The organism is Plantactinospora sp. B24E8 (assembly GCF_039871735.1).
In the GTDB taxonomy this organism is placed as follows: Bacteria; Actinomycetota; Actinomycetes; order Mycobacteriales; family Micromonosporaceae; genus Plantactinospora.
This window is the reverse complement of record NZ_JBDPMH010000007.1, coordinates 66,998-92,476: the sequence shown is the minus strand read 5'-3', so window position 1 is coordinate 92,476 and position 25,479 is coordinate 66,998. Positions and strand designations below refer to the sequence as shown.

General features: G+C 73.4%; 21 protein-coding genes. 4 read left to right on the top strand and 17 right to left on the bottom strand.

The window, feature by feature from the left end; translation table 11 throughout:
* Nucleotides 1-126: 126 nt before the first annotated feature.
* The 5 genes from ABGB21_RS13580 to ABGB21_RS13560 all read right to left on the bottom strand — a co-directional run bounded on the left by ABGB21_RS13580 (nucleotide 127) and on the right by ABGB21_RS13560 (nucleotide 5,730).
* Nucleotides 127-990 carry a transglutaminase family protein gene (locus ABGB21_RS13580; RefSeq protein ID WP_347678013.1) on the bottom strand — a complete coding sequence of 288 codons (864 nt, stop codon included), beginning with the start codon at nucleotides 988-990 and terminating at the stop codon, nucleotides 127-129.
* A 46-nt stretch (nucleotides 991-1,036) separates the two neighbouring features.
* Nucleotides 1,037-1,999, bottom strand: a complete 963-nt coding sequence (locus ABGB21_RS13575) for an alpha-E domain-containing protein (protein ID WP_347652995.1) — start codon at nucleotides 1,997-1,999, stop codon at nucleotides 1,037-1,039.
* Nucleotides 1,984-3,600, bottom strand: coding sequence for a circularly permuted type 2 ATP-grasp protein (locus tag ABGB21_RS13570; RefSeq protein ID WP_347678011.1), 1,617 nt, complete (start codon nucleotides 3,598-3,600; stop codon nucleotides 1,984-1,986). Before ABGB21_RS13570 ends, ABGB21_RS13575 begins: the two co-directional genes overlap by 16 nt.
* A 61-nt stretch (nucleotides 3,601-3,661) precedes the next feature.
* Entirely contained in the window at nucleotides 3,662-4,096 is a 435-nt protein-coding gene (locus ABGB21_RS13565; RefSeq protein ID WP_347652997.1) for a hypothetical protein, read from the bottom strand.
* Between the two features lie 230 nt (nucleotides 4,097-4,326).
* A complete protein-coding gene (locus ABGB21_RS13560) occupies nucleotides 4,327-5,730 on the bottom strand; it encodes an NAD(P)H-quinone dehydrogenase (protein WP_347652998.1) in 1,404 nt (467 codons plus the stop codon).
* Between the two features lie 106 nt (nucleotides 5,731-5,836).
* On the opposite strand from ABGB21_RS13560, the gene ABGB21_RS13555 reads away from it, so the two are divergent.
* Nucleotides 5,837-6,292, top strand: a complete 456-nt coding sequence (locus ABGB21_RS13555; protein ID WP_347652999.1) for a gamma-glutamylcyclotransferase — start codon at nucleotides 5,837-5,839, stop codon at nucleotides 6,290-6,292.
* Nucleotides 6,293-6,353: 61 nt separating this feature from the next.
* Here the strand turns inward: ABGB21_RS13555 and ABGB21_RS13550 are convergent, their stop codons facing one another.
* Nucleotides 6,354-8,312: a histidine kinase gene (locus tag ABGB21_RS13550; protein WP_347678009.1), complete on the bottom strand. Its 1,959-nt coding sequence runs from the start codon at nucleotides 8,310-8,312 to the stop codon at nucleotides 6,354-6,356.
* A 132-nt stretch (nucleotides 8,313-8,444) separates the two neighbouring features.
* Between ABGB21_RS13550 and ABGB21_RS13545 the strand changes: the two genes are divergently transcribed.
* Nucleotides 8,445-9,194 carry an ABC transporter ATP-binding protein gene (locus tag ABGB21_RS13545; protein WP_347678007.1) on the top strand — a complete coding sequence of 250 codons (750 nt, stop codon included), beginning with the start codon at nucleotides 8,445-8,447 and terminating at the stop codon, nucleotides 9,192-9,194.
* Nucleotides 9,191-9,997, top strand: a complete 807-nt coding sequence (locus ABGB21_RS13540; RefSeq protein ID WP_347678005.1) for an ABC transporter permease — start codon at nucleotides 9,191-9,193, stop codon at nucleotides 9,995-9,997. Before ABGB21_RS13545 ends, ABGB21_RS13540 begins: the two co-directional genes overlap by 4 nt.
* A gap of 57 nt (nucleotides 9,998-10,054) precedes the next feature.
* Here the strand turns inward: ABGB21_RS13540 and ABGB21_RS13535 are convergent, their stop codons facing one another.
* The 3 genes from ABGB21_RS13535 to ABGB21_RS13525 are packed head-to-tail and all read right to left on the bottom strand — an operon-like array spanning nucleotide 10,055 to nucleotide 12,628.
* On the bottom strand, nucleotides 10,055-10,813 hold the full coding sequence (locus ABGB21_RS13535; RefSeq protein WP_347678003.1) for a hypothetical protein: 759 nt from the start codon (nucleotides 10,811-10,813) through the stop codon (nucleotides 10,055-10,057).
* Between the two features lie 44 nt (nucleotides 10,814-10,857).
* A complete protein-coding gene (locus ABGB21_RS13530; RefSeq protein ID WP_347678001.1) occupies nucleotides 10,858-11,985 on the bottom strand; it encodes a hypothetical protein in 1,128 nt (375 codons plus the stop codon).
* Between the two features lie 13 nt (nucleotides 11,986-11,998).
* Nucleotides 11,999-12,628 carry an MBL fold metallo-hydrolase gene (locus ABGB21_RS13525; RefSeq protein WP_347653005.1) on the bottom strand — a complete coding sequence of 210 codons (630 nt, stop codon included), beginning with the start codon at nucleotides 12,626-12,628 and terminating at the stop codon, nucleotides 11,999-12,001.
* Between the two features lie 118 nt (nucleotides 12,629-12,746).
* On the opposite strand from ABGB21_RS13525, the gene ABGB21_RS13520 reads away from it, so the two are divergent.
* Nucleotides 12,747-13,757, top strand: a complete 1,011-nt coding sequence (locus ABGB21_RS13520; RefSeq protein ID WP_347677999.1) for a DUF4349 domain-containing protein — start codon at nucleotides 12,747-12,749, stop codon at nucleotides 13,755-13,757.
* Between the two features lie 106 nt (nucleotides 13,758-13,863).
* Here ABGB21_RS13520 and ABGB21_RS13515 read toward each other — a convergent pair whose 3' ends face one another.
* The 8 genes from ABGB21_RS13515 to ABGB21_RS13480 all read right to left on the bottom strand — a co-directional run bounded on the left by ABGB21_RS13515 (nucleotide 13,864) and on the right by ABGB21_RS13480 (nucleotide 25,341).
* Entirely contained in the window at nucleotides 13,864-15,474 is a 1,611-nt protein-coding gene (locus ABGB21_RS13515; protein ID WP_347677997.1) for a hypothetical protein, read from the bottom strand.
* A gap of 30 nt (nucleotides 15,475-15,504) precedes the next feature.
* Entirely contained in the window at nucleotides 15,505-16,587 is a 1,083-nt protein-coding gene (locus ABGB21_RS13510; protein ID WP_347677995.1) for an aminotransferase class I/II-fold pyridoxal phosphate-dependent enzyme, read from the bottom strand.
* A 95-nt stretch (nucleotides 16,588-16,682) separates the two neighbouring features.
* The gene (locus tag ABGB21_RS13505) at nucleotides 16,683-17,606 is read right to left on the bottom strand and encodes a serine O-acetyltransferase (protein ID WP_347677993.1); all 924 of its coding nucleotides are present in this window, start codon (nucleotides 17,604-17,606) and stop codon (nucleotides 16,683-16,685) included.
* Nucleotides 17,603-18,499: a pyridoxal-phosphate dependent enzyme gene (locus tag ABGB21_RS13500; protein WP_347653010.1), complete on the bottom strand. Its 897-nt coding sequence runs from the start codon at nucleotides 18,497-18,499 to the stop codon at nucleotides 17,603-17,605. Before ABGB21_RS13500 ends, ABGB21_RS13505 begins: the two co-directional genes overlap by 4 nt.
* A gap of 160 nt (nucleotides 18,500-18,659) precedes the next feature.
* Entirely contained in the window at nucleotides 18,660-19,379 is a 720-nt protein-coding gene (locus ABGB21_RS13495) for an aspartate/glutamate racemase family protein (RefSeq protein ID WP_347677991.1), read from the bottom strand.
* Between the two features lie 206 nt (nucleotides 19,380-19,585).
* Nucleotides 19,586-21,547: a hypothetical protein gene (locus ABGB21_RS13490; RefSeq protein ID WP_347677989.1), complete on the bottom strand. Its 1,962-nt coding sequence runs from the start codon at nucleotides 21,545-21,547 to the stop codon at nucleotides 19,586-19,588.
* A gap of 22 nt (nucleotides 21,548-21,569) precedes the next feature.
* Nucleotides 21,570-22,964, bottom strand: coding sequence for a hypothetical protein (locus ABGB21_RS13485; protein ID WP_347653013.1), 1,395 nt, complete (start codon nucleotides 22,962-22,964; stop codon nucleotides 21,570-21,572).
* Nucleotides 22,945-25,341, bottom strand: a complete 2,397-nt coding sequence (locus tag ABGB21_RS13480) for a WD40 repeat domain-containing protein (RefSeq protein ID WP_347677987.1) — start codon at nucleotides 25,339-25,341, stop codon at nucleotides 22,945-22,947. Before ABGB21_RS13480 ends, ABGB21_RS13485 begins: the two co-directional genes overlap by 20 nt.
* Nucleotides 25,342-25,479 lie beyond the last annotated feature (138 nt).

The following is a 25,479-nucleotide window of genomic DNA, read 5'->3' as shown; positions in this document are numbered from 1 at the left end:
CCGCCACACCCACCGCAGCCGATTATCCGGGGCAGGCCGGCCGGGTGTCCTCCGTCGATGTCGGACCCCGACACCAGGATGACGTCCGCGCCCTGGCCGCACCCCGGGCTTGCGGGCCCGGTCGCCTCAGCGGAGGCGGGTGATGGTCACCTCGACGCCCTGGCCGGTGTTCGCCGGTCCGGCGTAGACACCCTTCAACGGCGGTACGTCGCCGTACTCCCGGCCCCGGCCGACCACCACGTGCCGTTCGCCGGCCGGTATCCCGTTGGTGGGGTCGAACGCGGTCCACCGCCCGACCCACCACTCCACCCAGGCGTGACTCTGCCCGACCACGCTGTCCCCGATCGCGGCGTCCGGGGCAGGGTGCAGGTAGCCGGAGACATACCTGGCGGGCACGCCGACGGCCCGCAACAGCCCGACCACCAGGTGGCTGATGTCCTGGCAGACGCCCTTGCGCTGCCGCCAGGCCTGTACCGCGTCAGTCTGCACCCCGGTCGCCCCGGAGGCGTACGTCACCTCGTCGCGGACCTGCTCGCAGAGGGTCATCGCCGCGGCGTGCGGGGTCGGCTGGGCGGCCCGGACGGACTCGGCCAGCCCGGTCAGCTCCTCGTCGAGGGCGGTACGTGGGGTGGGCAGCAGGAGTTCGTACCACTGGTCCAGGCTCTCCGGCTCACGCAGTTCGGCCCAGCTGATCCCACCGGAGGCGGTCAACTGGTCGTCCGGGCCCAGGGTCTCCACCGTCGAGGTGGCGGTGACCCGCAGCGTGTCGTGCGCGTCGTGCACGTCGAAGGCGGTGACGGTGGTGCCCCAGTAGTCCTCGTACCGGTAGGTCCGGGCCCCGGGCCACACCTCCACCCGCGCCTCCAGCACCGCCTGGCGGGCCTCGTTCCGGGGCGACATCCGCGCCTCGTTGTACGACGAGGCGACCGGGCCGGCGTAGGTGAACCCGGTCTGGTGCCGGATCCGCAACCGCCAACTGTCCACCGTCATCCGTTCCCTCCACACTCGCCGGTCGGTACACCGTCGCCGCAGCTCGTCACGACACCGTCTCCGGTACCCAGGCGACCGCCGAGGTCTGCCGGAAGTAACGCCGGGACACCGCGTCGTTCACCTGGGAGCAGGTGCGCTGCAGGTCGGCGAGGACGGCGGGCAGGTCGTCGATCAGCTCGTCGGCGGCCCGGAACTCCAGGCCGGTCCGGGTCCGGCCGATGATCCGTTGGGCGTCGGTGGCCACTCCGGTCCGGGCCGGCTGTCCCGGGCCGCCGGCCGGTTCCAGCTCGGTCAGGCACGCCTCGGCCCGGTGCAGCGCGGCGAAGACCGACCGGGGGAAGAGCCGGTCGAGCAGCAGGAACTCGGCGGCGTAGCGGTCGTCGAGCGAGCCCCGGTAGGTCCGCAGGAACGTCTCCCAGGCGCCGCACGAGCGCAGCAGGGTCAGCCAGGAGGGGATGCTGCCGCCGGCCCGGACGTGGGTGGAGAGCAGCCGGGCGGTCATGTCGACCCGTTCCACACTGCGGCCCAGCACCAGGAAGAGCCAGCCCTCGTCGCGGCTCATGGTGGCATCGGTCAGCCCGGCCATCACCGCGCAGCGTTCCCGGACCCAGCGGAAGAAGGCGTGCACCCCCTGCTGTTCGGCCCGTTGCCGGGCGGCGGGCAGTGCGTGCCAGGTCGAGTTGAGGCACTCCCACATGTCGGCGGAGATAGTCTCCCGGGCGCCGCGGGCGTTCTGACGGGCGGCAGCCAGCGCGCCGACGACGGAGCTGGGATTCTCCTCGTCGAGGCCGAGCGCCTCGACGACCCGGGCGGCGGTGATCGGCTGTTCCAGCGGTCCGACGCCCATCACGCCGAGCAGGGAGCGGCAGGCGACGGTCTCGTCGACCCAGGGGTCGGCGAGCATCCGGTGCAGGTGTACGTCGAGGATCCGGGCGCTGTCCTCGGCCCGTTCGACGTACCGGCCGATCCAGTAGAGCGACTCGGCGATCCGGCTCAGCACGGCGACCACCCCGGCACTCCCCGGTCGCGGGCGGACTGCTGCTGCTGTTGCTGCTGCTCGGCGACCGGGCCGGCGCCCGGACCCGGGTCGGGGCTGCGCGGCACCGGCACCAGCGGCGGCGGGCTCTGCTGATCGGTCGTGCCGCTGCCGGTCAGGTCGACCGGGCTGACCGCCGAGGGCGGCTCGGCGAGCACCCAGGTGTCCTTCGAGCCACCACCCTGGCTGGAGTTGACCACCAGCGCGCCCTCGGGCAGCGCCACCCGGGTCAGTCCGCCCGGCAGCACCGAGACCCGGGTGCCGTCGTTGACCGCGAACGGCCGCAGGTCGACGTGCCGGGCCCGGAGCCGGTTGCCGACCAGGGTCGGCACCATGGAGAGCGCCACCTCCCGCTGGGCGATCCAGCCGCGCGGGTCGCCCAGGATCCGGTGCCGCAGTTCGGCCAACTCCTCGTCGGTCGCCTGCGAGCCGATCACGATGCCGGCCCCGCCGGACCCGTCGGCCGGCTTCAGCACCAACTGGTCCAGCCGGCCCAGAACGTGGTCACGCACGTCCGGGTCCTCCAACCGGTACGTTTCCACGTTGGACAGGATTGGTTCCTCGCCCAGGTAGTAGCGGATCAGATCCGGGACGTACGAGTAGAGCAGCTTGTCGTCGGCGACGCCGTTGCCGACCGCGTTGGCGATGGTGACCCTGCCGGCCCGGGCGGCGTTCAGCAGTCCGGCGACGCCGAGCACCGAGTCGGCCCGGAAGTGCACCGGGTCGAGAAACTCGTCGTCGATCCGCCGGTAGATGACGTCGACCCGCTGTTCGCCTGCCGTGGTCCGCATGGCGACCTCGTTACCCACGCAGACGAGGTCCCGACCCTCGACCAGTTCGACGCCCATTTCGCGGGCCAGCAGGGCGTGCTCGAAGTACGCCGAGTTGTGCACGCCGGGGGTCAGCACCACCACCGTCGGGTCGGTGACCCCGACCGGTGCCGCCGACCGCAGAGCCCGCAGCAGCTGCCCCGGGTACGACTCCACCGGCTGGATCCGGGTCGCGGCGAAGACCTCGGGCAGGACGTGCGCCATCGCGCGACGGTTCTCCATCACGTAGCTGACCCCGGAGGGGACCCGGACGTTGTCCTCCAGCACCCGGAACTCACCCTGTTCGTCGCGGACCAGGTCGACGCCGGCGACGTGGATGCGTACCCCGTTGTGCGGGGTGATCCGGGCGGCCTCGCGGTGGAAGTGTGCGCTGGTCACCACGACCCGGCGGGGCACCACCCGGTCGGCCAGCACCTGGCCGGGTCCGTAGATGTCGGCGAGGAACGCCTCCAGGGCGCGTACCCGTTGGGCGACCCCGACCTCGACCACCCGCCACTGGTCGGCGGCGATGATCCGGGGCACGATGTCCAGCGGGAACGGCCGCTCGACGCCCTTGAGCGCGAAGGTGATGCCCTGGTCGAGGAAGGCCCGGGCGAGCACCTCGGCCCGGACCCGCAGTTCGGTGCTGGACAACGGTTGCAGTGTGGCGTGCAGCGCCTCGTACGTCTCCCGGGGCATGCCCGGCGCGCCGAACATCTCGTCCCATCCCGGGCCGAGGCGGTAGTCCTCGAACAAGTCCGCCATGGGCTGACGCTACGCCGATCTCGTTGCGCCCGCGTAACACAGACCGCGTGCTGACCGTGGATCAGTTGACGGTCAACCTGGCGTCGGAGCGGGACCGGCAGTACTGCACTCCGTCGAGTTTCCTGATCGGGTTGAATTCCACCGAGTACCCGTCAGCGCGTTCGTCGGCGAAGCCGAGGCCGTCGACGCCGTCCCGCCGTACGTAGCGGGCCACGCCGTCGTCGCCGGTCGTCGCCTCGCCGACCCGCAGACCGGTTGACTGCTCGCCCGGCCGGCCGACCGCGACAAAAAAGGCCAACTCGGCCCCGCGGACCGGCCTGCCGTCCGCGGTCATCGTCGCCGCCAGGGTCAACGAAACGAGCGGGTCGGTAACCACGACGTCCCGCACCTCGATCGTGGTCACGGTGCAGGAAGGCGATCCCGGCTCTATCCCGCAGCCGGGCAGCCCGGACAGCGCGACGACCACCACGGCCGCCAGCCGTCCCCGTCTCGACATGCCACTCAACATCCCCCACCCGACCAGTCGTACGACGCTCCGGCGGGCCAGCTGCCCTGGTGACAGAGGGGGCCGCCGGCGCGGGACCCGCCGGCGGCCCGGTGGCGAACCGCTTCGCCACCAGGAACGGGGGACCCGGGGGCCACGGTTCGCGCGCCGACCACGGTACGCCGAGCGCGACGGGGCCGCCGCCCCGGAAACATCTGTACCGGGATCTGAACCCGGCCGGGCTACTCCAGCCCGTGCAGCATCAGCTGGCGGGCCGCCTCGGTGATCGAGCCGGACAGCGAGGGATAGATGGTGAAGGTGAGCGCCAACTGGTCGACGGTGAGGTTGTTCTCCACCGCCATGGTGATCGGCAGGATCAGTTCGCTGGCGTGCGGCGACACCACCACCCCGCCGACGACCTGACCGCTGGCCGGCCGGCAGAACAGCTTCACGAAACCGTCCTGCAGGTCGGCCATCTTGGCCCGGGCGTTGCCAGCCAGCGGCAGCATCACCTGGCGGGCCGGGACCCGCCCGGAGTCGACCTCGTCCTGCGACACCCCGACGGTGGCCAACTGGGGATCGGTGAAGACGTTCGCGGCCACGGTACGCAGCCGCAGCGGCGAGACCGCCTCGCCGAGCGCGTGCCACATCGCGATCCGGCCCTGCATGGCGGCGACGCTGGCCAGCGGCAGCACTCCGGTGCAGTCGCCGGCGGCGTAGATGCCGGGGACGTTGGTCCGGGAGACCCGGTCGACGGTGACGTAACCGCCGGGGGCGACCGTCACGCCGTACTCGGGCAGGCCGAGGTCGGCGGTGTTCGGCACCGACCCGACCGCCATCAGCGCGTGCGAGCCGGAGACCACGCGCCCGTCGGCGAGTTCGACCTCCACCCCGTCGCCGACCCGGCGGACGGCGTTGGCCCGCGAGTTGTTCAGGATGTGCATGCCCCGGGTCCGGAACACCTGCTCGATCGCGGAGGCCGCGTCGGCGTCCTCGTGCGGCATCACCCGGTCGCGGCTGGAGACCAGGGTCACCTCGACCCCCATCGCCAGGTACGCGCTGGCGAACTCGGCCCCGGTGACGCCGGAGCCGACGACGATCAGCCGTTCCGGCAGCTCCGGCAGGTCGTACACCTGGCGCCAGTCGAGGATCCGCTCGCCGTCCGGTACGGCGGTCGGCAGCACCCGGGGGGTGGCCCCGGTCGCGATCAGGACCGTCGAGGCGTCCACCGCGTACGTCTCGGCACCGTCGGAGGGGGTGATCAGCACCCGGTGGGTGTGGCCGAGGGTGTCCTCGCCGAGCCGGGCCCGGCCGGAGACGTAATTCACACCAGCCTTGACCAGCTTGGCCTGGATGTCGGCCGACTGGGCGAGGGCGAGCCGCTTGACCCGGCCGTGCACCGTCGTCGCGTCGACCGTGATCGCCTCCAGGCCGTCGGAGTGGACCCCGAACTCCTCCGTGTCGCGGTAGCCGGTCACCACCTCGGAGCTGGCGATGAAGGTCTTGGAGGGGACACAGTCGTGCAGCACGCAGGCGCCCCCGGCCCCGTCCGCCTCGACCACCGTCACGTCGGCGTCGAGCTGCGCGGCGACCAGCGCCGCCTCGTAACCGGCCGGCCCCCCGCCGATGATCACGATCCGGCTCACCGCAGTCGCCCTCTCCCGATGCTCAGAGTGACAAAGTTGCCCACAACCCAACCGACACGCACGGTCGTATTCTCCCCCGCCCCTCCCAAAGGCTATCGTCATCGCCGTGCGTCATTACGCCGCGTACGGCTCGAACCTCGACCCGGCCCGGATGCGGGCCTACTGTCCGCACTCACCGATGGTGGGTACCGGCTGGCTCGAAGGCTGGCGCCTCACCTTCGCCGGTGAGGGCGTGCTCGGTTGGGAGGGCGCCGTCACCACCATCGTCGAGTCGCCCGGCGACCGGGTCTTCGTCGCGCTCTACGACGTGCACGCCTGGGATGCCGCCCAGCTCGACGAGGTCGAGGGGGTGGTCTCCGGCACCTACCGCAAGCTGCACGTCCGGGTGGTCACCCTGGACGGCGAGGTGACCGCCTGGGTGTACGTCTTCGCCGGTTACGAGGGCGGGCTGCCGACCGCCTGGTACCTGTCGGAGATCGCCAACGCGGCGGAGAAGGCCGGCGCCCCGGACGACTACGTCGCCGAACTGCGGTCCCGACCCACCGGCACCGCCTCCGCCTGACGCCTCGCCGCGCGGCGGTGGGGCCGGACAGCACCGACCGCAGCGGCGTCCGTCCGTACGGTCACGGCAACGGTGGCGGGCACGGGATCTCCAGCGTCAGCCGGGTCGGCCCGCCGGATGGGCTGTCCAGCGTCAGTACACCGTCGAAGGCGTTGAGTCGGCGACGTACGCCGGCCAGTCCGCTGCCCCGGGTCGGGTCGGCGCCGCCCTGACCGTCGTCGCTGACCACGGCCCGCAGTGCCGTACCGGTGTGCCCGATGGTGATCTCGATCTGGTCCGCCCCGCCGTGCCGGACCGCGTTGGCCAGCGCCTCCAGGATGCTGAAGTACGCCGCCGACTCCACCGGAGGTTCGAGCCGACCGGGCAGGTCGCCGGTGACCCGTACCGGGACCGGGCTGTCCAGCGCCACGGCGCGGACCGCGTCCGGCAGGCCACGTTCGGCCAGCACCGGCGGGTGGATGCCGCGTACCAGGTCACGCAGTTCGGTCAGGGCGGCGGCCGAGGCGTCCCGGGCCTGCGACACCAGCGCCCGGGCGGCGGCCGGGTCCTCCTCGATCAACTGTTCGACGTCGGCCAGGTTCAGCCCGACCGCGATCAGCCGGGCCTGGGCCCCGTCGTGCAGGTCCCGTTCGATCCGGCGCAGTTCGGCCGCCTGGGCGTCGACCGCGTCCGCCCGGGTCTCGGTCAGTTGCCGCACCCGCCCGGCCAGGACCGCCGCCCGGGTCGGGGTGAGCAGCAGGTGGTCGTAGCGCAGACGGAGCCGCAGCGCCGCCGGCCCGAGCAGCAGGCCGAGGCCGGCCATCGCGAAGCCGACGAGTGGGCTCGCCCAGCCGGGGATCACGGCCAGCCCGGGCACCAGGTAGGTGACGCCGTACCAGAGGTACCACGGGGTGACCCAGTAGCCGCTGGCCAACCCCAGCGGGACGGCCCACGGCGCCCAGGACAGCGGCTGCCAGGCCAGACCGTAGAAGCCGACCGCGAACAGGCCCGCCGGCAGCAGCCCGAACACCCCGGCGACCGGGTTGGTGGCCATCCACAGCTGGTCGCGCCAGGTGGCCGGGTCGGTGAAGAGCCACTCGTACTCCTGGGCCCGGACGGCCGCCACCCGGTTCGGGTGCAGGATCCGGCCGACCCGGTAGCGACCGTCCGGGTCGGGCCGGGGCGGCGCCGGGAACGGCCGGTACGGTTCGACGACCGGCACCCCCGTCCACGACCCGAGGTACCGGCGGTAGCGGCTGACCAGCGGTCGGGTCAGCGCCGACAGCTGCGGGGAGAGCGTGGTCCCGCTGACCAGCCCGGTCACCAGGTTGAGCAGGAAACCACCGAAGGCCGCGAAGCCGAGCCCGGCCAGCCCCGCGCCGTGCCAGACGGTGTTCTGCCACCGCCCGGTCCGGCGGGCCAGCCCGGACCGGTGCCACCACGACTCGTCGGCGGGCTGCAGCAGCACCCGACTCCACCGGCCGTGCAGGGTCAGCGCCGCCGGTCCGACCGCGAATCCGGCCGCGACCAGCGCCAGACCGGCCGCCAGGCCGACCACCGTCGGCGGTACGCCGACGACCGGGGCCGCCACACCGGTCAGCGCGAACCCGGCGAGCCCGGTCCCGGCGGCGACCAGCGCCGGCGGCACCAGCACCGCGAGCCCGCCGAAGACCGGGGTGAGCAACAGCCACAGCAGCTCGCGCAGCAGCGCCGGGTCCTCCGCCCGCCAGGTCAGTTCGAGGAAGTACGTCGGCCAGCGGGGTGACCGGTAGAGGCTGTTCTCGTACACGTACCAGCCGTCGGCCCGACGTTCCGGCTCCGGTGGGCCGGGACGGCGTGCCGGCTCGACCCGGATCCCGCCCCAGCGTCCGGCGAGCTGCCGGCCCAGGTCCGCCAACCGTCTGCTGGCCCGGGCCGCCGGCAGGTACGGCACGACCAGGGTCGCCGCCACGACCAGCAGCAGCCCCATCACCAGGCCGGCCAGTCCGAGCCCGAGCAGGGCGAGACTCCGGACGACCGCGAGTGCATGCCGGCGTTCCATGGGGACCAGTCTGGCGAGTCGGCGCCGCCCGGGGACTGCCGCTGGGCCCCTGACCGGGGTGCAGTTTCCCCCACCCCGACCGGGCGGCTGGACACATTACCGTCCACCGCCCCGCTCCCTAGCGTCGACGGCATGACAGTCATCGAAGTCAACAGCCTACGGAAGCGGTACGGCGGCCAGGTCGCCGTCCGCGACGTGTCGTTCAGCGTGGAGGCCGGGGAGATCTTCGGCATCGTCGGGCCGAACGGTTCCGGCAAGACCACAAGTGTGGAGTGTCTGACCGGGCTGCGTCGGCCGGACGGCGGAACGATCCGGGTGCTCGGCCTGGACCCGGGCCGGTCCGGCGCCGAGCTGCGTCGCCAGGTCGGCGTACAGCTGCAGGAGAGCCAGTTGCCCGACCGGCTGAAGGTGTGGGAGGCGCTCGACCTCTACAGCTCCTTCTACGCCGCGCCGGCCGACTGGCGGACGCTGCTGGACGAGATGGGCCTCGGCGAGAAGCGCAACACGGTGTTCGGCAGGCTCTCCGGCGGCCAGAAGCAGCGGCTCTCGATCGCGCTGGCGCTGGTCGGCAGTCCCCGGATCGCGGTCCTCGACGAGCTGACCACCGGCCTGGACCCGCAGGCCCGCCGGGACACCTGGCAGCTCATCCGGGACGTCCGGGACCGGGGGGTGACGGTGGTGCTGGTCACGCACTTCATGGACGAGGCCGAACGGCTCTGTGACCGGCTGGCGGTGGTCCGGGCCGGCGAGGTGGTGGCCATCGACACCCCGGCGAACCTGGTCGCCGGGGCCGAGGTGCCCGGAGTCGAACGGCCGACGTTGGAGGACGCGGTCCTCGCCCTGACCACCGGTCCGCGGTCCGGGGAAGGAGAATCCCGATGAGCCGTACCGGTACCCGGGTCACCACCCCCCGAGCCGGGGCGGCACCGCACCGGGTCGCGGTCCGCAGTACCCGGAAGCTGATCGTCACCGAGGCGAAGCTGTTCGTCCGGGAGCCGCTCGGCGCCTTCTTCGGCGTCGCCTTCCCCACCGTCCTGGTCCTGGTGCTCGGCTTCGCCATGCCGGGCTTCCGGGAGCCGAACGCCGACGTGGGCGGCCGGCTGCCGATCGAGGTCTACCTGCCGATCGTGCTGGCCCTGGCGATCGGCACGGTCGCTCTGGTCAACTTCCTCAACGCGCTCGCCGCCGACCAGGAGAAGGGGGTGCTCCGCCGGCTCTCCACCACGCCGGTCCCGCCGATCCGGCTGCTGGTGGCCCAGCTCGTGGTCAACATCGTCGCCCTGCTCGTCGGGTCCGTGGCGGCCCTGCTCGCGGCCCGGGTGCTGCTCGGGGTGACCGCCCGTCCACACCTCGCCGGGCTGCTGCTCGCCTTCCTCCTCGGCGCCGCCTCGATGGTGACGTTGGCGCTGCTCCTCGCCGCGTTCACGCCCACCAGCCGGGCGGCGGTCGGGATCGGCAGCCTGGTCTACTACCCGATGCTCTTCGCGGCGGGGGTCTGGACGCCGGGCCCGCTGATGCCGGAGGCGGTCCGCCGGGTCGCCGACTTCGTCCCGCTCGGTGCCGCCTCGCAGGCGCTGCAGGACGCCTGGGCCGGGGACTGGCCGCGGCCGTTGCACCTGGTAGTGCTCGTCGGCTGCACGGTCGGGTTCGGCGCCCTGGCCGCCCGGCTGTTCCGCTGGAGCTGACCGCGCCGGTACGGCGCCGCGCTCGGTCCGGCCTGGCCGGGGGCATCCGTACCGCGCTCAGTCCGGCCTGGACGGAGACATCCGTACCGCGCTCAGCGCCCCGCCGAGCAGGTTGACGAGTTCACCCCGTTCGGCGGGGTCGAGCAGGCCGAAGGCGGGCGAGACGATCCGGTCGGTCACCGACTCCACCCACAGTCGCCGTCGTACCAGCGGGCCCACCGGTGGGTACGGCGGCGACCAGCCGTACGCGACCGCGCCCGACTCGCCCTCCGGGCCGGCCAGGATGATCTCGACCGGGGTCATCCCGGCGGCCCGGACCGCCATCAGGGCCGCCCCGGAGTAGAACTCGTAGAGCAGGTGCAGCAGCACCGCCGCCCGGGCGGCCGGCGCGGCGTCGGCCGGCACCGGCAGACCCCGCCAGGCCGCGAAGAGCGGCATCCCGACCGCGTCCGCGGCCGCCACCACCGGGGTCAGGAGTTCGACCAACCGTCCCACCTGTGGCAGCCCGGCCAGGTAGTCGATTCCCCAGCGGCAGCACTCGGCCCGGCTGACCTCTGCCACCTCGCTCGGCTTCGCCACCTCGGCGGTGCTGTCCCAGCCGTCGGCGACGGCGTCCGGCGCGACGATCCCGATGGCGGCGGCGACCGTCTCGGCCCGTACGTCGCCGAGCACCGCACCCCGCCCGGTCACGAAGAACGCCCAGCCGGAGATGCCGAGCCGGCGTGCCTGGCGCAGCGTGCGTGGGCATTCGATGAACGCACCGCCCAACCTCAGCACGCTCGGCCTGGCCGCCGTGGCGGCCTGCTCGGGGGTCAACGACACCGCCTTCCGGTCCGGGGGGCGCGGACGTACCGCCCGCGTCAACCGCTTGAGTGTGCCTCGCGTACCGACTTTCCGGGAGTCCTGCCCGATTTTCCGGAAGGCGTGTCTTCGGCGGCCAGCGCCTCGACGGCGGCCTGTACCTCGCCGACCTGCCGCCGGGCGGCGATCGCGCCCCGTTCGGCGGCCTTCCGGGCCGCTCTGGCCTCGCCCAGCGCCCGCTCGGCGGCGACCCGCCGCTTCTGCAGCTCGGCCAGCGCGGTTTCCAGTTCGGTCAGGGCCGCGGCGCCGGCCCGCTCGGCCTCGACCGTCCGGGCCAGCTCCGCCTCGGCCCGCTCCTGCCGGGTACGCGCCTGCGTCAACGCCCGGTCGAGGGCCCCACGTCGGCGGCTGCGGGCGGCCTCGGCCCGGGCAGCCGCCGCCTCCACCCGGGCCGCGTCGGCCTGCTCCGCTGCCCGGGCCGCCTCCGCGCCGGCTGCCGCCGCCTCGGCGTCGGCGTGCCCGGTCGCTGCCCGGGCCGCCTGCGCCGCTGCTCGGGACGGCTGCGCCGCTGCTCGGGCCGCGCCGGTGTCGTCGGCCGGCGGCCCGGCCTTCTCGGTCCCCGCCCCGGGCTCCTCCGGCCTCGCGCCGGCCGGCTCGACCTCATCCGGCCCTCCGACGATCAGCCGCAGCTGCGGGCGGGGCACCTCACCGAAGCCCGCATAGCTGGCCGCCCGGACCAGCCGACCGGACCTGACCTGCTCGGCGACCTCCGGATCGGCGAGTGCGGCGTTGAGCGTCGTCTCCACCTCGGCCAGCGGCAGTTTGCCGGCGGCCAGCCGGGAATCCGCCACCACAGCCAGGGCCCGCGCCTGCCCGACGAGCGTGGAGACGATCCGGCGCCGCTGCGCGGAGAGTTCCCGCAGCCGTGGCCCGCGCAGCTCCCGTTGGGCGGCACGCAGCCCGGCCGACAGTTCGACCAGTTCGGCCATCAACTCGGGACGACGCGCCGCGAGCAGGTTGACCAGCCAGGCGGCGACGGTCGGCTTACGGAGTCTGCCGATCTCCCGGGCGGCGGCGACGTCCCCGGCGGCCCGGGCGGCGGCGACCGCCTCGGCCCGGGCGGCGACAAAACCGTCCGGCGGCGCCGTGTAGAGCCGGTCGACGAGTTCCCGGGACACTCCGGCCATCGTGTCGACGCGCTCAGTGGACGCTGGTCCCGGGCTCCAGGCGGGCGTACTCGCAGTTCGCCAGCCGGCTCAGGTTGGTGTCGTAGACGTTCAGCCCGGCGGGGCCGAGCAGCCCGTCGTGCAGGGCGTACGCCCGGCGCGGGCCGACCGCCCGGACGAAGTCCACCGACTCGGAGAGCTTCAGCCAGGGGCCGGAGATCGGTACGAACAGCGTCTCCACCTGCGCCCCCTCCGGTACGTCGAACGAGTCGCCCGGGTGGTACACCGAGTCGTTGACCAGGAATCCGAGGTTCACCACCCGGGGAATGTCCGGATGGATCTCCGCGTGCCAACCGCCGTACGCCCGGATCCTGAACCCGGCGGCCTCGAAGGTGTCCCCGGACCGGACGGTGTGCACCACCCCGTCCAGGGCGTCCAGCCTGATCGCCACCTCGGGGTGGGTGTGGACGGTCACCGACGGACGTCTGCCGAGCGTCTCGGCGAGCGCGTCGACGTCGAGGTGGTCGGCGTGCTCGTGGGTGATCAGCACGGCGTCCACGCCGTCCAGGGCGGCCCGGTCGGTCAGGGTGCCCGGATCGATGACCAGGACCGCGCCGTCCTCCTCCATCCGGACGCAGGAGTGGCCGTACTTGGTCAGTCGCATCGAGACTCCTCGGTCGCCGAATCGTGATGTCCCTTGGGCAGTCTGCCGGAACCGACACCACTTCGCCGCACGTCTGACGGATCACTTCGAGGTGGGACCAGAGGGACGGAGCGGGGAGATGAGCGGACGACGGAGTGGGCGGGGCCGACGGCTGGCCGTACTGGTGGGTGCGGTGACGGTCACCGCCACCCTCGCGCTGGCCGGGTGCGGCGCGGACGGTGGCGACCACGCCAGCGGCACGGCCGCCGACTCGGCCGGCAGGGAGAACCTGGCGGGCCAGCCCGGTGCGGCGGAACCGGCGGAGGGCGGTGCCGGGCCGGCGCAGGCCGAACCCGGACAGCCGGCCCGGGACCCGGCTGACCCGGCCGCCCCGGAGCTGGCGGTCAACCAGCGGGCCATCGTCTACACCGGGTCGATCACGGTACGGGTGGACGACGTCGACGCGGCGGCGGCCGAGGCGGTCGGCATCGCGGCCGGTGCCGGCGGGTTCCTCGGTGGCGACACCCGCAGCAGTGACCGGTCCGGTGCCGAGGCGACGCTGAAGCTGCGGGTGCCGGCCGACCGGTTCGCCTCCGTGGTCGACGCGCTCGCCGGGCTCGGTGAGCCGCTACGCCGGGACGTCAAGACGGACGACGTCACCGAGGAGACGCTGGACCTGGACGCCCGGATCGCCACCCAGCAGGCCCGGGTGGAGAGCGGCCGACGGCTGTTGGCGCAGGCAAAGTCCCTCTCCGACCTGGTGATGCTGGAGAGTGAGCTGGCCCGGCGGGAGGCGGACCTCGCCTCGCTGGAGGCGAAGAAGCGGCGACTGGCCGACCTGACCGCGCTCTCCACGATCACCGCCGTCCTGCTCGGACCGGACACCCGGGACGACCACGACGAGGAACCGGCGACCGGTTTCCTGGCCGGGCTGAAGGGCGGCTGGCAGGCGTTTGTCGTCTCGCTACAGGTCCTGCTGACCGTGCTCGGCGCGCTGCTGCCCTGGCTCGTCGCGCTCGGCCTGCCGGTGGTCGGCGTGGTGTGGCTGGTCCGGCGGCTGCGTCGCCGGCGGGCCCGGCCGGTCGCCCCCGCCGGGCCGGTGGAGCAGCCGTCGGCCTCCGTACCGGCGGCTCGTAACCCGGCTGTCTGAGCGGACGTCCGGGCGCCGGACGCCGGACGCCGGACGCCGGGCGCCGGACGCCGGGCGCCGGGCGCTCGGCGGACGACCCCGGGGGCGCCGACCCGCCGCCGGACGGTCAGCTCCGGTTACCGTCCGGCGCGCGGCGGGCCCGGACCCGCTCCCGGCTGAGCCGGTCGAGCAACCGCTCGAACTCGGCCAGCCGGGCGCGGCAGTCGGCCACCGAGCCGCCGAGCACGGTCGCCCCGACCTTGCCGAACCGGGTCAGGGTCGTCCACAGGTGCGGTACGACGCCGTGTCCGCTCTCCGGGTCGAACCGCAGCCGTGGGTCGGCCCGCAGTGCCGCGACGAGTCGGGCCGGGGTGATCTGCTGGTACGCCTTCCGGATCAGTCCGTCGGTGGTGGCGTAGCAGAGGTCGTCGCCGGCGGGGGTGACCAGTCGCCCCGCCCGGCACCGTGCCCCGGTGAGCAGCAGAGCGGTCCGGTTCGCGGCGGTCGTACCCGTCTGCCGGAGGTTGATCTCCAACGCGTACAGCTGCCAGTCGGCGGGATCCGGACCGGCCCCGATCGCGAGGAAGTCGATCCCGACGTGTCCGCGTACGCCGTGGCGGGCGAGTTCCCGGCCGATCGTGTCCGCGTACCGGACCAGTGCCTCCCGGTAGGCCCCGGCGGCGGGTTGGGTCGCCCCGACGAACGAGTGGTCGGCGTCGATCACCTGGTCGTGGGTGCCGATGATCCGCGCGACCACCGGCTGGTCGTCCCCGGTGGTCATCTCCAGCGAAGCGCTCGGGAAGCGCAGCGTCGCCCCGGCGGGGGCGACGGCGAGCCGTTCGACCACGGCACCGACAACCTCGACGTGCCGGCGGAACTCCTCGGCGGAGACGGCAGCGCTGGCCGGCCGCAGCCCGTCGGACAGGGCCGCCCGCAGCCGCGCCGGGTCGGGCCGCCCGACGGTCAGCATCGCGTTGCCGTGTCCGGAACCGAAGCCCGCGTCGACCTTGAGCAGCCAGGGCCCCGGCCCGTGCCGGGCGGTCAACCGGCGCAGTTCCTCGACGAGTCCGTCAACCCGACGCACCGGCCGGTAGCCGCCGGGCAGGTGCGGCACGCCGACGTCCCGGAAGAGCCGACGGCCCGCCGCCTTGCCACCCCAGCGCAGCGTCTCCGGCGGCGTCTCCAGTAGCGGGACGCCGAGCGTGTCGGCGAGCCGGGCCATCCTCCGGCTGGAGGCGAACCCGGCCAGCCCCTCGACCCGGTGCCCATGCTCCCGGGCCCGCCGCACGGTCTGCCGGAGCCGGGCCAGCACGGCCGGCCGGGCCAGGAACTTCTCGCTGAGATGTCGGGCGGACTCGTCGTCCAGCTCGACCATCGCCAGCCGGCGGCGGGCGTCGCCCGGCTCGACCATCGCCAGCCGGCTGGCCGCATCGTCCGGCGTGGCCGGAGCCGGCAGGCGGCGGGCGTCGTCCGGCGTGGCCGGAGCGGGCCGGGGCAGGCCGAGCAGGTGGTCGAGCACCTCCGGCGGTAGTGCCGGCGCCTGCAGCATCACCACCACCAGATCTGGTTGCGCCACCAGCCCGTAGATCTCCCACAGGCCGCGTACCCCGGAGTACCAGCGGCCGACGCCGTGCGCCATCTCGGCCGGGCTGAACTCCTGGGACGGGCAGACCAACCGAAGCCGGAGCGACGTACGGCCGGCCAGTGTCTCGTCGAGGCGGTCCAGGGTCGGGAACATGGTTCACCTTTCCGTGCCGCGTACCGCCTACTACCGGAGGGCCTCGGACAGGCGGTCGAGGATCCGCACCAGCCGGTCCCGGTCGGTGCCGAAGTTGAGCCGGGCGTACCCGGTGAAGGCGGCACCGAAGGCCGCCCCGGCCTGCAGCAGGATCCCGGCCCGCCGGCGCAGGATGGCGCGCGGGTCGGCGGCGACCGACGAGGTCGTCAGGTCCAGCCAGCCGAGGTAACCCGCCGACGGTGGCGTCCAGGCCACTCCGGGCAGCCGGGCCAGCCGCTCGACCAGCAGGGCCTGGTTGTCCCGCAGGGTACGTCGCAGGTCCTCCAGCCACGCGTCGCCGTACCGCCAGGCCGCGAGGGTGGCGGCGACCCCGAGGATGCCGGCCCCGTCCCGCAGGTGCCAGGGCAGCGCCGTGTACCGCCGGTGGATGCCGGAACCGCCGAAGTAGCCGACCGCGCAGCGTAGCCCGGGCACGTTGAAGCTCTTCGCGGCCGACGTGAAGGTGACGGTCCGGTCCGCCAGCCCGGGTACCGTCGCAACAGGCTGGTACGTCGCCGGGTCGTCGACAAGATCCTGGTAGATCTCGTCGCTGAACACCACCGCGTCCCGGGCCACCGTGAACTCGGCCAACGCGGCGAGCGTCGTCCGGCTGAAGACGTGCCCGGTCGGGTTGTGCGGATGACAGAGCACGATCAGCCGGATCGGCCCGACCGACGGCGGCAGCAGTTCGGTGAGCTGCTCCGCGTCCTCGACGTCCCGCACCGGTACGGTGACCGGACGCCGCCCGAGCTGGCTGATCGCCGCCAGGAACGGCGGGTACGTCGGGGTGTGCACGAGTACCCCGTCACCGGGCCGGGTGAGGGTCAGGACGACGGCGCAGAGCGCCTGGGTGATCTGCGCGGAGAGTTCGACCCGTTCCGGCGCCACCGTCGCGCCGTACCGGTCGTGCATCCGGGTGGCGAAGAGTTCCCGGAGCGCCACCGGGGTGCCCTGGTCGAAGTCGGGGTAGCCGTAGTCGTGGAGTTCGACGGCCCGGCGTAGTGCCGTTCGGACCGGCTCGGCGACCTCGAAGTCGAGTTCGGCGATGTCGGCGGGCAACTCGCCGGGTGACACCCTCGACCACTTAATCCCGGTCCGCTGCCGCAGTACGTCGTCCGGGGCGGTACGGAGCGCTCGGCTCGGACCCGGCGGACGGGACGTCCCGGCGGTCACAGGTCGCGCAGCGCGCTGGCGCCGCCGATGCAGAGGGCCAGGGTCGCCTCCTCGAAAAACCCGAGCAACCGGGCCCGGGCCGCCCGGACCGTGGGTACCCCGCACCGGATGGACTGCTCGTCCGCGTGCAGCACCGGCAGGTAGGACGCGACGGTGCGGTCATCGTTGAGCAGCGCCGGGGTCAGGTTCCGCAGTCCCGCGCCGGTGACCAGCAGGCCGTCCGGGACGGGCGACACCGAGTGGACCTCGACCCGCCGCGCCGGGGCCAGCGAGACCTGACTCACCGAGACGAGCCGGACCCGCGCTCCGGCCGGCACGTCGAAGGTGACCCGTACCCCGGCCTCCAGCCGGCAGTCGTCTCCGATGGTGACCGGCCCGAACACCGACACGCCGCCGCCGATCTCGACCCGGTCCCCGATCCACGGGTGTCGACGGGACTGCCCGTACGCGCTGGAGTGTCCGATCGAGGTGCCGCCGAGCGTCACCCCCTGCAGCAGGTAACAGTCGTCGCCGAGCCGGGTCTGCTCGCCGATCACGGTTCCGTACCCGTGGTCGATCACAAACCGCCGGCCGATCTCCGCCGCCGGGTGGATCTCCACGCCGGTCCGTACCTTCGCCTCCTCGGAGAGTCGCCGGGCGGCGGTCCGCAGTGCGTCGTCGGGGTCCGGCAGGTCCAGCAGCCGGTGGGCCACCCGGTGGACGAGGACCGCCCGGAAGCTGGCGTAGCTGCGGTAGGCGTACGCCGGATCGCCGCCGGCGGCGGCGTCCCGGTCGGCCAGCGCGGACAGGTCGGCCCAGCACTCCCGGACGACCTGGTCGCACAGCCCGGCGGTGGGCCCGCCGACCGGTCGGTCGAGCGCGTCGGACAGCAGCGCCCCGATGTCGGACCGGAGGTCGTCGAGGATCTGGTCCCCCCTCACAGGTAGTCCTCCCCCCGGTCGAACAGCAGCGTGACGAAGATCCGTGGCTCGTCGGGACCCGCGGGATGCGCGCGGGCCGACGGGAGCGCGGCCATGTTCGCCGCGCTGCTCGGGCCGACCAGCAGTCCCCGTTCCCGGAGCAGGCGGTCCCGGGCGGCTGCGATCTGGGCCGACGTGACCGGCACCACGGCGTCGACCAGTTCGATCGGCATGAAGGGGGCGGGCTCGCCGACGGCGATGCCGTACGCCTCGTGGTCGTCGTACCTGCCGGCCCGCAGGTCGCAGCCGGGGGGTTCGACCGCGACCGTGACGACCCGGGTGAACCAGGTCCGGAGCGCGGTGCTGATGCCCCGCATGCTGGCTCCGGTGCCGAGGCCGGTGACCAGTACCACCGTGCTGTCCCGGGTGCAGCCGGAGGTCACGAGGTCGGCCAGGATCTCCGGACCGGTCACCTCCTCGTGCACCCTGGGGTTCGCCGGGTTGGCGAACTGGTTCAGGTAGTGGAAGGGGGTGCCCGGCTCGGCGAGCAGTTCGGCGACGACCTCGCCGTTGTCGCGGGCCTGCGGGTAGGCGACGCCGCGGTTGATGACGGTGGCACCCAGGGCGGCGGCCAGCCCCCGCTTGACCGGCGACGACTGCGGATCGGTGACCAGGGTCAGCGGGTATCCGCGGGAATAGGCCTCGATGGCCAGGGCGACGCCGAGGTTGCCGCCGGTGCGCTCCAGCAGCACCCGGCCCTGTCCGGTGGAGAGTCCGTGCCGGGCTTCCGCGTCGTCGATCAGAGCGCGGGCGACCCGGGCCTTGTGGCTACGGCCGGGGTGGAGAAAGTCGCACTTGACGAAGATGTCCTCTGCTAAGCGGATAAGAGGGGTACGAAAATGATCCGCCGACATTGACACAGAGTACAACACAGAATGAAGTTACTCAATTGTCTCATCGGTCCGACGACGGCGCCGCGTCGCCGCGTCGGGCCGAACGGATACACACAGAACTGAACACAGCAGAACCGTCGACCGGACAATTCAATTAGCGTCCGGCCCCGAGGGTCGCCGGCTAGGGCAACCGGGGTCGGCGGACCCGTCCGGCGCCCATCGCCCGGTCCGCCGCCGCCTCGCAGTGCAGCCGGGTGGTGGGAAAGACCGGAACGCTGCTGTCCGTCTGGTCGACCAACAACTCGATCTCGGTGCAGCCGTAGATGATCCCCTCGGCGCCCGCGTCGACGAGTCGCCGGATTATCTCCCGGTACCGGGCCCGGGATTCGGGACGCACGATCCCCTGGCAGAGTTCGTTGTAGATGATCTCGTGCACGACCTGCCGGTCGTCCCCCTCCGGCACCAGGACCTCCAGCCCGTGGGAGGCGAGCCGGTCCCGGTAGAACTCCTGCGTCATGGTGAACCGGGTGCCGAGCAGTCCGACCCGGCGGACGCGGTGTTCCTTGACCACCGTGGCCGTCGTGTCGGCGAGATGCAGCAGCGGTACGCCGATCGCCGCCTGGATCTGGTCCGCGACCTTGTGCATCGTATTCGTGCAGAGCACGATGAAGTCGGCGCCGGCGTCCTCGAGCACCTTCGCCGCAGCGGCGAGCGCTTCCGCCGCGTCGTCCCATCTGCCTTCCATCTGCATGGCCTCGATGGAGGCGAAGTCGACGGAATACAGCAGGCAGCGCGCCGAGTGGAGCCCTTCCTGCCTGTCCTGGACGAGCTCGTTCAAAAGGCGATAATATTCCGCCGAAGATTGCCAGCTCATTCCGCCCAGAAGACCGATCAGTTGCATGACTCTCCTCCCGGAGACCGTGGATGTGAAACCGACTGTTCGCCGCAAAACCCACCTGGCCGGAGGCCGGTTTCCTGCATGATAAGGTTCCGCCAACCGGCATGCATCAGCCTTGACGGCAATCAAGTCGACGAATTCCCGACAGCCGTGGAACGGCGTGGCGGGCGGTGGCCGGTCCGGCGTCGGAGGAGCGGCGACCCTCGTCGTCAACCTCCCGATGCGGTCTCCCTGGCCCGGGCCTCGAAGAACTCCTGGAACGTGCGGTGGGCCAGCCGGTAGACGCTCTGCCCGTCCTCGGCGTCCAACGTGATGTACGGCGCCGCCGACTCCAACAGCCGGTCGATGTCGCTCTCCCCGACCAGCGCGCCGCCGGCGAGCGCGGTGGCGGTCACGGCCCAGATCCGGTCGGCCCGGGGCAGACCCCGCCCCCGGGCCATGGCGAGCGCCTCCAGCAGCGGGTCGTTGATCTCCGCGACCTCGGCGAGCCGGGTGACCGCCGCACCGAACAGGGTCCGGTGGTCCCGGCCGAGCAGGTCGGCGAGTTCCGTGGCGTGGGCCGGTTCCAGCAGGTGTGGACGGGCCAGGATCTCGTGCACCGCCAGCCGGGCGTAGAGGAACTCCCGGTCCCGGTCGCCGATCTCCTTCGCGACCGAGTCGACCAACGGGTCGGCGAAGTCCGTACCGGCGGTGCCGAGCGCGGCGGTGAGCCGCTGCCGGACGTACGTCGCGATCGCGTCCGGGTCCCGGCCGACCACCACCGTCTCGGTCTTCGCCGACCGGCCGAGCGCGTCGAGCAGGTCCTCGGCGGTGGTGTCCGGGTGGTCCGGCCCCTCGGTGGTCGAGGCGCGGGTGCCCACCACGACCCGGCAGCGCGGCAGCCCGGCGATCCGCCGCAGCACCGAACTCGCCACCGTCGCCGGATCCTGGGCCTCGTCCAACGCGTCGACCAGGAGGGTGAACGTCTGCCGGGACAGTTGGTTGAGTAGCCAGTCCACCTCGGCGCCGGGCTTCGTCAGTGGCATCTCGACCCTGGCCGCCTCGGCGATCCGGGCCACCAGGTCCGCCGTGGTGAGCCCGGTCAGGTGCACGACCGCGTCGAAGGCGTCCTCCGGCGGCTGCTCCTCCCCACGGGTCTCGAACCGGCCGACCCGCTGGAACAGGTCACGCAGCCGCGGGTTGGTGTGCACCAGGACGTTGCCGAGCAGGGCCGACTTGCCGGCCCCGGCCCGTCCGGTGACAACCAGCATTCCGGACGTACGCTGCCGCAGCCACCCGGCGATCGCCGCCCGCTCGGCCCGGCGGCCGACGAAGTACCAGGCGAGTTCGCCCTGCTCGGCGCCCTGCGCCTTGGCCACGAAGTGACTGCGCAGGTCGGCCGGCAACTCCTGGAGGAAGCTCCGGAGTTCGGCGTAGATGTCCAGCGGGGCCGATATCGCGTCCGGCAGTACCCGGGCGATCCGCAGCGGCGTCGCGTCGTGCAGGCCGAAGGTCATCACCCGGCCCGGTGAGATCCGGTCGTCGAGCCGGGCGACCAGGTCCTTGAGCCGGACCTCCCGGTCGTTGTCGGTGAAGGAGTTCACCGTGGCCGCCAGTGCCTGGCCGAACTCCCCCAGGTAGTTGGTTCCGGCGCCACCCACCCCGACGATGGCGAGGCGTTCCGGAACGGCGGTCCGCTCCTGTTCCAGCAGGGTCGCGCCGAGCAGGCGGACGAAGGTGTCGGCGCCGCAGGCCTCGACGACCACCAGCGTCCAGGCCCCCGGCACCTGCGCGCGGCGTCGCCACTGGTTGACCAGGTGCTCGGCCAGCGTCGGGGGATGCAGGCCGGTCCCCCGCATCGGCTTGCGGGTGTCCTGCACCGCCAGCCACGCCTCGTTCCCCACCGCCTGACCGTGCCCGAGCCAGAGCAGGACCGAATTGCCGGGATTCTGCTCGGCGGCCCAGTCCGCCAACCGGTCCACGACCCGGGAGAGGTCGCGGGCGGCCGGGGCGAGCAGCCACGGTCGGGACACGCCGCCGAGCCCGGCCAGGACGGTGGTGATCCGGTCGATCTCCTCGGGCACCTCCGGCAGGTCCCGGTGGTGCTGGTACCGGCTGAACCCGAAGGGCAGGACGGCGAACGTCCCGGATCCGTCGTCCCGCGTCCCGACCGGTTCGTCCGCACTGCTCATGCCGTCTCCTCGCGCCCCGCGCTCATGCCAACCCGTCCCCGGTCCCCGCGGGCGGCAGCACCAGCATCAGCTGGGCGACCGGCGAGAAGCTGCCGCCGGCGGCCTCGACCCGGTACAGACCGGGCCGGGGCAGCGCGAGCACGGCGGCCAGAGCACCGTCCCGGACCGCCAGCCGGGGCAGCGCCTCGATCTCCTCGGTGGTGACGTCCACGACCCGGCAGGAGACCGCCGCCGGGTCCTCCGCGAGTACGGTGACCGGGAACGGCTCGCCGGCGACCACGACGTCGGGCAGGTCGACCCCGACCGCCTCCTCCGGCGGTACGCCCAACGGCGGGCCGAGCGGGCGCTGGGTGATCACCGACCGGACATGTGCGACGGCCTCCTGGGACCGGGCCAGGGTCGCGTGGCTCTGCGGCAGGTAGGCGGGCCGGCTGCCCGGCCCGCCGGCGGCGTCCCGGTAGACCGTCGAGTCGCCCATCCGGTCCACCCGGTACAGGCCGCCGGCGCCGTCCGGCTCGCAGGTGTGGTGGCAGGGTTCGACCACCCCGGACCGGATCCGCAGGCTCTGCACCGTCGGCTGGCCCACCCCGACCACGGCGTGCAGTTCCGGCCCCTCCGACACCCCGGCGAGTTTGCCGGCCGTCAGGGCCGCCTGCTCCGCCAGGGTCACGTCGGCGCCGATCGCCGCGATGTCCGCCGGCCCGAGGAGCCGGCTGCCCGTGCCCTCGTCCACACACCGGTACGTCGGCAGCAGGTCGTACACGCCGGGAAGGGTGACCGCGAGTTCGCGGAGCCGCTGGCGGGGCAGCGGCAGCGGCCCACCCCGGCCGGCGGCGAGCAGTTGCACGGCCTTCGCCGCGCCGAAGAACGGCGTACCGAGGGTCACCATCGCCCGGACCAGGTCCGCGCCGCCCAGCACCGAGGTGAAGTACCGGGCGACCAGCCCGCCCATGGAGTGCGCGACGATCACCAGTCGGGCGTCGGGGCGGCCCTCGGGATGGGCGCGCCACCGTCGCAGGTGCGCCGAGGCCACATCGGCCAGTGCGCTCGCCGACCGGGCCACCGGCAGCCGCCAGTCGTACGGGAACGCGACGACCGCGTCCGGGTGTGCGACGGCGGCGCGTACCCCACGGAGCAGGTCCCGGTAGGGTTCGACGCCGCGCAGTACGGGGGCGAACGCCGGGGTACGCAGCAGTCCGGTCGCCCGTACCCGGACCGGTCCGGTCCCGGCCAGTTCCGCCTCGGTGACCCGCAACGCGGCGAGTCCCCGGCCCGACGCCCACGCCGAGACGTACCAGCGCGGGTCGGTCAGCCCCCAGAGCACCCGCCCGGTGTCGGCGTCGACCAGTTCGCTGCCCATGATCCCGGGCACCACGATCACCGCGTCGCGGCTCACGTCACGCGCCAGCGCCGGCATCCCACCTCCTCCCGCCCCGGCCCGGGGTCAACCGGGTCGGGTCCAGTTCCAGCACCAGCAGGCCGACCTCACAGCCGATCACCAGCCGCAACCCGACCGAGGTCAGGTCCGCGACGTCGAGGTCGAGCGAGAGTACGTGCAACTGTCGGCCGTCGGTCGGGTCCCAGAGCCGGACGCTGCCGTCGATGCTGCCGCTCACCACGAGCGGGTGGCCGCCCGGCACCCGCACCGTCGCCAGCGCGGTCACCCAGCTGGTGTGCCCGAACAGCGGCCCACCGATCGGCTGACCGTTGACCGGGTCCCACAACCGTACGGTCCGGTCGTCGCTGCCGCTCACCAGCACGGTCCGGGCCGGCGGCAGGAACAACGCGGCGAGCGTGCTCACCCCGCCGGTGTGACCGACCAGCGGTTGCCGCAGCGGCATACCGGTCACCGGATCCCAGAGCCGGACGGTGGCGTCGTACCCGGCGCTGGCCAGGATCGGCTCCCCCTGCGGGGTCACCGTCGCCACCAGGGCGCTCACCGCGCTGGTGTGCCCGAGCAGCGGCTCGCCGAGCGGGGCCCCGGTACGCGGGTCCCAGAGCCGGACCGTGGTGTCGTCGCTGCCGCTGGCCAGCAACGTACGCCCGTCCGGCAGCGGCACCGGGGCCACGCTGGTGACCCAGCTCGAGTGGCCGACCAGCGGCCCGCCGACGGGGCAGCCGCTGACCGGGTCCCAGAGTCGCAGCGTCCCGTCGTAGCTCCCGCTGGCCACGATGTTGCGCCCGTCGGGCAGCGGCACGGCGGCGAGCGCCCGGACCCAGTCCCGGTGGCCGACGAACGGACCACCGATCGGGTCGCCGGTCGCCGGCTCCCAGAGCCGTACCTGGCCGTTGAAGCCGCCGGTGGCGAGCAGGGCGCGGCCGTTGCCGAAGGTGACGGCGGTGACCGAGCCGACGGTCTGGAGCTGGCTGGTCAGTGGTCGGCTGGCGAGCTGGCCGGTGGTCAGGTCCCACAGCCGCAGGGTGTGGTCGGCGCTGCCGGTGGCCAGCAGGGACCGGCCGTCCGGCAGTTCGACGGAGACCGCGGCGCTGACCGTGTCGGTGTGCCCGGTGAGCGGGTCGCCGAAGGTCGAACCGGTGGCGGGATCCCAGAGCCAGACCGTGTTGTCGTCGCTGCCGCTGGCCACCACCGGCCGGCCGTCGTCGAGCCGGACCACGGCGATCGCGACGATCGGGCCGGTGTGTCCGGCGAACACGCCGACCGGCTCCGGCCCGGCGGAGGTGTCCCAGAGCCGGACCCGGGCGTCCATGCTGCCGGTGGCGAGCAACCGTCGCCCGTCCGCGGCCTCGAACGTGGCGATCGCGCTGACCGGACCGGCGTCCGCGACGAGGACGGTGCCGCCGGCCGTCGGGTCGGCCGGGTCCCACCACCGTACGGTGTGGTCGGTGCTTCCGCTGAGCAGCAGGTCCGGGCCGTCGGGGCGGGGCAGTACGGTCAGGGCGCGCACCTGCCCGCGGTGCCCCGTGCGGGGGGCGCCGACCGGTTCTCCGGTGGCCGGGTCCCAGAATCGGATGACCCCGTCCTCCCCGCCGCTGACCAGCCGGTCCCGACCGTCCGGTCCGGCCAGTCGGGTCAACGCGGTCACCGCGCCACCGTGCGCCCGCAGTGTTCCGGTCAGCCGTCCGGCGGCCGGGTCCCACAGCCGGACGGTGCCGTCGGCGCCACCGCTGGCCAACCGGGTACGGCCGTCCGCCAGCCGGGTGGCGGCCAGGGTCAGGACCGCACCACCCGCGCCGTCCAGCGGTTCCCCGACCGGCTGACCGGTGATCGGGTTCCACAGCCGTACCGTGCCGTCGAGACTGCCGCTGGCGAGCAGGGCACGACCGTCGGCGAGCCCGACCGGGGCCAGTGCCCGTACCCCCCTGCCGTGTCCGGTGAGCACCACGTGCAGCGGGTCGCGGCGCAGCCGGGACCAGCGCAGCCGCCACCGGCCACGACCCTCGTCCGGTACCGCCGGGGCCTGTCCGGTCGAGCGGGCCGCCGCCACCGCGCGTACCACCCCGCGCTCGGGCGGCTCCACCAGGGACAGTCGATGGCTGGCGACCAGCGCACCAGCTATCTGCGCCGGCAGGTCGGCCCGGCCGAACTCGGTACGCAGCACCTCGGCGGCGACCGCGCTCGGGGCCAACTCGTCCAGCACGTCGGGTTCGCAGGCCAGTTCGGACCAGATCCCGGCCTCGGCCACGTGTTCGGCGAGGTAGCGGACCACGTACGGGTTGGGCGCGGCCGGTAGGCCGGTCCGGACCACCCCGATGAGCGCGCGGGAGATCGCGCGGTGCCGGTCGGCCAGCACGTCCGCCCCGGCCGGTGGCGACGGTGGTGGTTCGGTCAGCACCGGACCGGCCCGGGAGGCTGGCGGGTGTGGTGGCTGGACGGCATGTGGGAGGCCCTCCGAGCGGCGGTCGGCTCGACAAACCGGGCGAACAGCCCGTGGAATCCCCGTGAGGACAAAGTGTTCCAAGTGGAGGCGTGC